This window comes from Streptomyces sp. NPDC058576, assembly GCF_042718715.1.
In the GTDB taxonomy this organism is placed as follows: domain Bacteria; phylum Actinomycetota; class Actinomycetes; order Streptomycetales; family Streptomycetaceae; genus Streptomyces.
Genome location: NZ_JBHXPF010000011.1, coordinates 137,036 through 144,425, shown reverse-complemented (window position 1 = coordinate 144,425; position 7,390 = coordinate 137,036). Strand labels below are relative to the sequence as shown.

General features: G+C 69.3%; 6 protein-coding genes and 1 pseudogene. 2 read left to right on the top strand and 5 right to left on the bottom strand.

Features of this window, described 5'->3' with window-relative positions; translation table 11 throughout:
- Nucleotides 1–52: 52 nt before the first annotated feature.
- Both ACFWRV_RS11890 and ACFWRV_RS11885 read right to left on the bottom strand, forming a co-directional pair.
- A complete protein-coding gene (locus tag ACFWRV_RS11890) occupies nt 53–730 on the bottom strand; it encodes a potassium channel family protein (protein WP_384332073.1) in 678 nt (225 codons plus the stop codon).
- On the bottom strand, nt 730–1,398 hold the full coding sequence (locus tag ACFWRV_RS11885; RefSeq protein ID WP_384332070.1) for a potassium channel family protein: 669 nt from the start codon (nt 1,396–1,398) through the stop codon (nt 730–732). Before ACFWRV_RS11885 ends, ACFWRV_RS11890 begins: the two co-directional genes overlap by 1 nt.
- 322 nt (nt 1,399–1,720) lie before the next feature.
- Here ACFWRV_RS11885 and ACFWRV_RS11880 point away from each other — a divergent pair, with 322 nt between their 5' ends.
- Both ACFWRV_RS11880 and ACFWRV_RS11875 read left to right on the top strand, forming a co-directional pair.
- Nucleotides 1,721–3,769, top strand: coding sequence for an APC family permease (locus tag ACFWRV_RS11880; protein ID WP_384332067.1), 2,049 nt, complete (start codon nt 1,721–1,723; stop codon nt 3,767–3,769).
- Nucleotides 3,770–3,905: 136 nt separating this feature from the next.
- Nucleotides 3,906–5,234, top strand: a complete 1,329-nt coding sequence (locus tag ACFWRV_RS11875) for a class I SAM-dependent RNA methyltransferase (RefSeq protein WP_384332064.1) — start codon at nt 3,906–3,908, stop codon at nt 5,232–5,234.
- 551 nt (nt 5,235–5,785) lie between these two features.
- On the opposite strand, the gene ACFWRV_RS11870 is transcribed toward ACFWRV_RS11875, so the two are convergent.
- The 3 genes and pseudogenes from ACFWRV_RS11870 to ACFWRV_RS11860 all read right to left on the bottom strand — a co-directional run bounded on the left by ACFWRV_RS11870 (nt 5,786) and on the right by ACFWRV_RS11860 (nt 7,372).
- Nucleotides 5,786–6,442 carry a contact-dependent growth inhibition system immunity protein gene (locus ACFWRV_RS11870; protein ID WP_384332061.1) on the bottom strand — a complete coding sequence of 219 codons (657 nt, stop codon included), beginning with the start codon at nt 6,440–6,442 and terminating at the stop codon, nt 5,786–5,788.
- 13 nt (nt 6,443–6,455) lie between these two features.
- Nucleotides 6,456–6,696: pseudogene (locus ACFWRV_RS11865) on the bottom strand (hypothetical protein).
- A 115-nt stretch (nt 6,697–6,811) separates the two neighbouring features.
- On the bottom strand, nt 6,812–7,372 hold the full coding sequence (locus tag ACFWRV_RS11860) for a hypothetical protein (RefSeq protein WP_384332058.1): 561 nt from the start codon (nt 7,370–7,372) through the stop codon (nt 6,812–6,814).
- Nucleotides 7,373–7,390 lie beyond the last annotated feature (18 nt).

Genomic DNA, 7,390 nt, shown 5'->3' with positions numbered 1-7,390 from the left:
GGCCCGGACCGCTGAGCGGTCCGGGCCCCTCCTCGTTCCGGCGTTCCCGCGGTCAGTCGTCCTCCGGACCCCGCCGGACCGACAGCAGGTCCTCCAGCTGCTCCTCGCGCGCCTGCGCGGCCACGAACAGCAGCTCGTCCCCGGCCTCCAGGGACTCCTCGGGGCTCGGCGTCAAAACCCGCGTACCCCGGATGATCGTCACCAGCGAGGTGTCCTCGGGCCAGGCCACATCCCCGACGCGGGTACCGGCCAGCGCCGACTCCGGCGGGAGGGTCAGCTCCACCAGGTTGGCGTCGCCGTGGCTGAAGCGCAGCAGCCGGACCAGATCACCGACGCTCACCGCCTCCTCGACCAGGGCCGACATCAGACGCGGCGTCGAGACGGCGACGTCCACGCCCCAGGACTCGTTGAACAGCCACTCGTTCTTCGGGTTGTTCACCCGGGCCACCACGCGCGGCACGCCGTACTCGGTCTTGGCGAGCAGCGAGACGACCAGGTTGACCTTGTCGTCCCCGGTCGCGGCGATCACCACGTTGCACCGCTGCAGCGCCGCCTCGTCGAGCGACGTGATCTCACAGGCGTCCGCGAGCAGCCACTCGGCCATCGGGACCCGCTCGACCGAGATGGCGGTCGGAGCCTTGTCGATCAGCAGCACCTCGTGCCCGTTCTCCAGCAGCTCGGCGGCGATGGAACGGCCCACCGCGCCCGCCCCGGCAATCGACACACGCATCAGTGACCGTCCTCCTCGGGACCCTGGGCGAAGGCCTCTTCGACCTTGGCGATCTCGTCCGTACGCATCATCACGTGGACCAGGTCGCCCTCCTGGAGAACGGTCTGCGAGGTCGGCAGTATGGCCTCGCCCAACCGGGTGAGGAAGGCCACACGGACTCCCGTCTCCTCCTGGAGCGTGCTGATCTTGTGCCCGATCCAGGACGGCGTCGTGTGCACCTCGGCGAGCTGCACACCCCCGCTCGGGTCGCGCCACAGCGGCTCCGCGCCCGACGGCAGCAGCCGCCGCAGCATCTGGTCCGACGTCCAGCGCACCGTCGCCACGGTGGGGATGCCGAGGCGCTGGTAGACCTCGGCGCGCCGGGGGTCGTAGATGCGCGCCGCGACGTTCTCGATGGAGAACATCTCGCGGGCCACCCGGGCCGCGATGATGTTGGAGTTGTCGCCGCTGCTCACCGCGGCGAAGGCCCCGGCGTCCTCGATCCCCGCCTCGCGGAGGGTGTCCTGGTCGAAGCCGACCCCGGTGACCCGGCGGCCGCCGAATCCGGACCCGAGGCGACGGAACGCCGTGGGGTCCTGGTCGATCACCGCGACGGTGTGCCCCTGCTGCTCCAGGGTCTGTGCGAGAGCGGCACCGACGCGCCCGCAGCCCATGATGACGATGTGCACTGTGCGCCTACCCCGCCGTCCTGGTCATCCGGCTGACCTGCGAAAACACGCTGCTCACACTTCTCTCTCAGCTTGCTGGGCAAACAACGGGGCGCACACCCGCGGTGCGGCCCGGGGTCGAGCTTATGCGCCGGGGAGGTCCCTGCCGCATCCGAGTCGCCGTATCGGCGCGCACTCCGGTAAAGGAAAAGCAAAACAGGGCCGACGCGCGCAAGGATCGCGTTAAGGAATGGTGGGGCAATTGCCTCCGACCGCAGGAGATTGCGGGGCCACGTCGAAAGGGTGTGCGTTCCGGCCACGGGCTCCGCTTACGATCCTCTGCGTGTCCAAACTGACCGACCTGCCCAAACGGATCCTGATCGGCCGGGCGCTGCGCAGCGACAAGCTCGGGGAAACCCTGCTCCCCAAGCGCATCGCGCTCCCCGTCTTCGCGTCCGACCCGTTGTCCTCGGTGGCGTACGCACCCGGAGAAGTCCTCCTCGTGCTGTCCATCGCGGGGGTGTCGGCGTACCACTTCAGCCCCTGGATCGCCGTCGCGGTCGTCGTCCTCATGTTCACGGTCGTCGCCTCCTACCGGCAGAACGTGCACGCCTACCCGAGCGGCGGCGGCGACTACGAGGTCGCGACCACCAACCTCGGCCCCAAGTCCGGACTGACCGTCGCCAGCGCCCTCCTCGTCGACTACGTCCTCACCGTCGCCGTGTCGATCTCCTCCGGGGTCGAGAACCTCGGCTCCGCGATCCCGTTCGTCATCGAGCACAAGACGTTCTGCGCCATAGGCGCCATCATCCTGCTCACGCTGATGAACCTGCGCGGCGTCAAGGAGAGCGGGAAGCTCTTCGCCATCCCCACCTATCTCTTCGTGGTCGGCGTCTTCCTCATGATCCTGTGGGGCGCCTTCCGCGGACTGATCCTCGGCGAAGCGATGCACGCCCCCACCTCCGACCTGGAGATCAGGCCCGAACACGAGGGGTTGGCCGGCTTCGCGCTCGTCTTCCTCCTCCTGCGGGCCTTCTCCTCCGGCTGCGCCGCCCTCACCGGGGTCGAGGCGATCAGCAACGGGGTGCCCGCGTTCCGGAAGCCGAAGAGCAAGAACGCCGCGACGACGCTCGCCATGATGGGCCTGTTCGCCGTCACCATGTTCTGCGGCATCATCGGCCTGGCCCTGGCCACCGACGTCAAGATGGCCGAGAACCCGGCGGTCGACCTGATCCGCGACGGCGTCCCGGTCGGCGCGGACTTCACCCAGGACCCGGTCATCGCCCAGGTCGCCGAGGCGGTCTTCGGCCACGGCTCCTTCCTCTTCATCGTCCTCGCGGCCGCCACCGCCCTGGTCCTCTTCCTCGCCGCGAACACCGCGTACAACGGTTTCCCGCTGCTCGGCTCGATCCTCGCCCAGGACCGCTATCTGCCGCGCCAGCTCCACACCCGCGGCGACCGCCTCGCGTTCTCCAACGGCATCGTCCTGCTGGCGGGCGCGGCGATCCTGCTCGTCTGGCTCTACGGCGCCGACTCCACGAAGCTGATCCAGCTCTACATCGTCGGGGTGTTCGTCTCCTTCACCCTGAGCCAGACCGGCATGGTGCGGCACTGGAACCGCCTGCTGGTCGACGAACGGGACCAGGCCAAGCGCCGCCACATGATCCGCTCCCGGGCCATCAACGCCTTCGGCGCCTTCTTCTGCGGCATGGTCCTGGTGATCGTCCTCGCCACCAAGTTCACGCACGGCGCCTGGGTGGCCCTGCTCGGCATGGTCATCTTCTACGGCACGATGACCGCGATCCGGAAGCACTACGACCGGGTCGCCGCCGAGATCGCCGCCGACGAGACCCCCGCCGACGAGAGCGTGCGTCCCTCCCGCGTCCACGCGATCGTCCTCGTCTCCAAACTCCACCGCCCCACGCTGCGCGCCCTCGCCTACGCCAAACTGATCCGCGCCGACCACCTGGAGGCGCTCTCCATCAGCGTCGACCCGGACGAGACGAAGGCGCTGCGCGAGGACTGGGAGCGACGCGGCATCAACGTCCCCCTCAAGATCCTCGACTCGCCCTACCGCGAGGTGACCCGCCCGGTCATCGAGTACGTGAAGGGCCTGCGCCGGCAGAGTCCGCGCGACGTGATCAGCGTCTACATCCCCGAGTACGTGGTCGGGCACTGGTACGAGCACCTGCTGCACAACCAGAGCGCCCTGCGACTGAAGGGCCGGCTGCTCTTCACACCGGGCGTCATGGTGACCTCCGTCCCGTACCAGCTCCAGTCCTCCGAGGCGGCGAAGAAGCGGGCCCGCAGGCGCGCCGACTGGAACGCTCCGGGGTCGGTCCGCCGGGGCCCGGTGGAGCGTCGGAACAAGGAGCCGAACCGCAAGGGGTGAGCCCGGACGGGGGAGTGGGCGGGAGAGCGTGGGACCGGTCCTGGTAACCACCCCGACCGGGCCCACGTAGACTGGTGGGCTGTTGTCCGGCAGCATGCCCGACCGCTCATCCCCTTCCTCACTGGAGCCTCCCCTCATGCAGAACGAACCCACGTCGTCGCTGGTCGGGGAGGAGTACGAGGTCGAGGTCGGGCCCGTCGCACACGGCGGCCACTGCATCGCCCGCACCGCGGAGAACCAGGTCCTCTTCGTCCGCCACACGCTCCCCGGCGAGAAGATCATCGCCAGGGTCACCGACGGCGACACGGACTCCCGCTTCCTGCGGGCCGACGCCGTACGGATCATCGAGCCGTCCAAGGACCGCGTCGATGCGCCCTGCCCGTACGCCGGTCCCGGCATGTGCGGCGGCTGCGACTGGCAGCACGCCAAGCCGGGCGCGCAGCGCCGCCTCAAGGGCGAGGTCATCGCCGAGCAGCTTCAGCGCCTGGCGGGCCTGACCCCCGAGGAGGCCGGCTGGGACGGCACGGTCATGCCGGCCGAGGGCGACAAGCTCCCGCCGGGCGAGGTGCCCGCATGGCGCACCCGGGTCCAGTACGCCGTCGACGCGGAGGGCCGCGCGGGCCTGCGCAAGCACCGCTCGCACGACGTCCAGCCGATCGACCACTGCCTGATCGCCGCGCCGGGCGTCTCGGAGCTCGGCGTCGAGAAGCGCGAGTGGCCCCAGATCGCCGCGGTGGAGGCCATCACCGCCACCGGCTCGAACGACCGCCAGGTCATCCTCACCCCGAAGCCCGGCGGCCGCCTCCCCCTGGTCGAGCTGGACAAGCCGGTCTCCGTGCTCCGCGTCGACGAGAAGGACGGCGGCGTCCACCGCGTCCACGGCCGCGCCTTCGTCCGCGAACGCGCCGACGACCGCACCTACCGCGTCGGCTCCGGCGGCTTCTGGCAGGTCCACCCGCAGGCGGCCAACACCCTGGTCCGCGCGGTCATGCAGGGCCTGCTGCCCCGCAAGAACGACACGGCCCTCGACCTCTACTGCGGCGTCGGCCTTTTCGCCGGCGCCATCGGCCAGCGCCTCGGCGAGAAGGGCGCGGTCCTCGGCATCGAGTCCGGCAAGCGCGCGGTCGAGGACGCCCGCCACAACCTGAAGGACCTGGACCGGGTCCGCATCGAACACGGCAAGGTCGACCAGGTCCTGCCCCGGACGGGCATCACGGAGTGCGACCTGATCGTCCTGGACCCGCCCCGCGCGGGAGCGGGCAAGCAGGTCGTCAAGCACCTGTCGGGCCTGGGCGCCCGCAAGATCGCCTACGTGGCCTGCGACCCGGCTGCGCTGGCACGGGACCTGGCGTACTTCCGGGAGGGCGGGTACAGGGTGCGGACGTTGCGGGCGTTCGATCTGTTTCCGATGACGCATCATGTGGAGTGCGTGGCGATCCTGGAGCCTGTTGCAAAGGGGCTCTGAACTGCAGTTTTCTCGGGTTCTCAGGCGCGACGGGACGCTCGACATGTTTCCCACCGGACACGACATAGAGCACGCGGCCGTCCAGGCACACTGCTCTGACCTGCGGCTTCACCCAAGAGTGCAGGGTCAAGCGGTCTGCGGCGGCCTTCGCTGGCAATGGCGCATGACGGGCTCGACGCTCATCTGACGCTCGTTCTTATGGTGCGTCAGATGAGCTTCGAACCCACGCCGGAGTACGGGTCGTCGCGTCATCATGGAGGAGAGGCTTCCTGGCCGCCGCCAGCCATCTGGCCGCCCGGGTGGCCAGGTCGGTTTAGCCGTCCTGGTCCCGGTCGGTGCGGTCAGGGCGCTGAGATACATTCGCCTTCGGACTGCGCATCGCCTGCGTCTCCTCCGGGTTGCGCTGTTGAGGCCCTGGCGATGTTCTCAAAGACTGCGGTCACCGGCCGGACGGACCTTCAGGTTGGGTCTCGCCAGGGCTCGGCCAGTGTTGTCCATGTTCGTGCCATCCTGCGGCTGTGGAGAGCCCGGTCCGCGACCGCTCAGCCGGATCAGATATCGGAGAGCGCCGCCGCCAGCGACTGGAACCAGGCGCCGTGGGAGAACGGTTCCGGCGGGCCGACCTCCATGCCGAGCTCGGCGGCAGCCAGGGCGTAGTCCCCCTCGTCCAGAGGGAGGGCGAGCAACTCGTGCAGTTCCCCCACGAGGCGGGCGACCAACTGCGGGTTTGTGGTAGCGGCGTAGTCGGCGACTGCGGCGTCGTGGCTGCGAAACTCGTCGACGATGTCCTGCGAGAACCAGCCCCCCAGCAGTTGCGCGGTCTCCGGAAAGCGGGCGTGCCACTCCCAGTGCGTCTGCGGGGACGATGGCTCGGGGGCGTCGCCCTCCTCGATGCTCCTCTTCAGGTGGTCGGCTAGCAGCATCAGCCAGTCACCGATGTCCGACTGGGGCTTTCCGGTGTCCGGGATCGAGTAGAACTCACCCAGCTCCTGTCGGATGCGGCCTGGAGGATTGCGGCTGTACTCGCGCAGCTGTCGCTCCGCCTCTGCGATGGCCGAGGGGCGGGTACGCCAGGTATGGCGGAGATACGCGTCCAGGGCGCGACTGCGCCGCTCCGGGGCGTCGTCGGCCGGTTGACCCAGATACGCGCGCATCACCTGGTCCAGCTCGCCATACCGCCGGTCGTGTTCGAGGGGTTTCATGGACATGTGCGTGTGACCCCTACAGGTAGAACGGGACGGTCGTGTGGACGACGAAGCCGAGCGGACTCGTCGCCTCGCGGCGCAGCACCACGCGCGCCGCGGGCACGTCGACGGGGCCGCGGGCCGGCCAGCAGGTCGCCCTCCAGCTGGACCCGGCCCACGGGCTCCTCACGGGACGGCCAGGCTGCCTCGAGGGTGAGGCGGACCCGGGTGTTCTGGGCGAGCCAGCGGTGGACGGCCTGTTCGTTGGCGGTCACCACCTGCTGGGCGGCCCACTGGGCGGTCTCCCGGTCGGGATAGGAGGCGGATCGGGATAGGGGGGCATCCTCTCAAATTGCCTCGTCAGGAGCCGAGCTCCCACGGGTGGCAGGCGGTTCAGTAGTCGGCGAAGTTCCAGAACATGCCTACCTCGGTGTCCGAGACGACGATCAGGCCGTAGTCCTCGGAGTACACGCTCAACGGGCTGTACGCCCAGCCCGACGATGTGAAGTCGAGCGTGCCGCTCACGTGACCGGGCTTATTGACGTTGGTGTGGAAACTGGCGGAGTCCCCGTAGCGCGTGAGGATCGTGCGCGCCATCGCCCGAAGCTCCGTCTCGCTTTCGGCGAAGCGACTCAGGTTGGACAGGGTGCAGCCGTCGTCGGTAAGGGCGAGGAGCAGGTTCTCGGCGCTGTCTCGATCGATCTCCTGGAGGCGGCTCGCGATGTACTCCGGCGGGTGGGCGACGAAGGGGTAGGTGGGGGACGCCTCGCGCTCCGAGTTCTGAGCCGCGTCATCGAGACCGGTCCAACCGCGGGGGTCCGGGGTCCGTGCCATCAGAGCGAGGACGTCGAGGACCCAGTTCTCGTGGCGACGCGGGCCCGTGGCGTCGTACGGGTACGCGTCCTCGTACAAGTGGCGTACCGCGGCTTCCCAGGACGTCTGGTCGTCGGACATGTGGTGCTGGCCTTTCTC

Excerpts from the sequence above, each read along its gene's own strand:
- ACFWRV_RS11890 (WP_384332073.1), bottom strand. The coding sequence starts at position 730 with ATGCGTGTGTCGATTGCCGGGGCGGGCGCGGTGGGCCGTTCCATCGCC.
- ACFWRV_RS11875 (WP_384332064.1), top strand. The coding sequence starts at position 3,906 with ATGCAGAACGAACCCACGTCGTCGCTGGTCGGGGAGGAGTACGAGGTC.
- ACFWRV_RS11870 (WP_384332061.1), bottom strand. The coding sequence starts at position 6,442 with ATGTCCATGAAACCCCTCGAACACGACCGGCGGTATGGCGAGCTGGAC.
- ACFWRV_RS11860 (WP_384332058.1), bottom strand. The coding sequence starts at position 7,372 with ATGTCCGACGACCAGACGTCCTGGGAAGCCGCGGTACGCCACTTGTAC.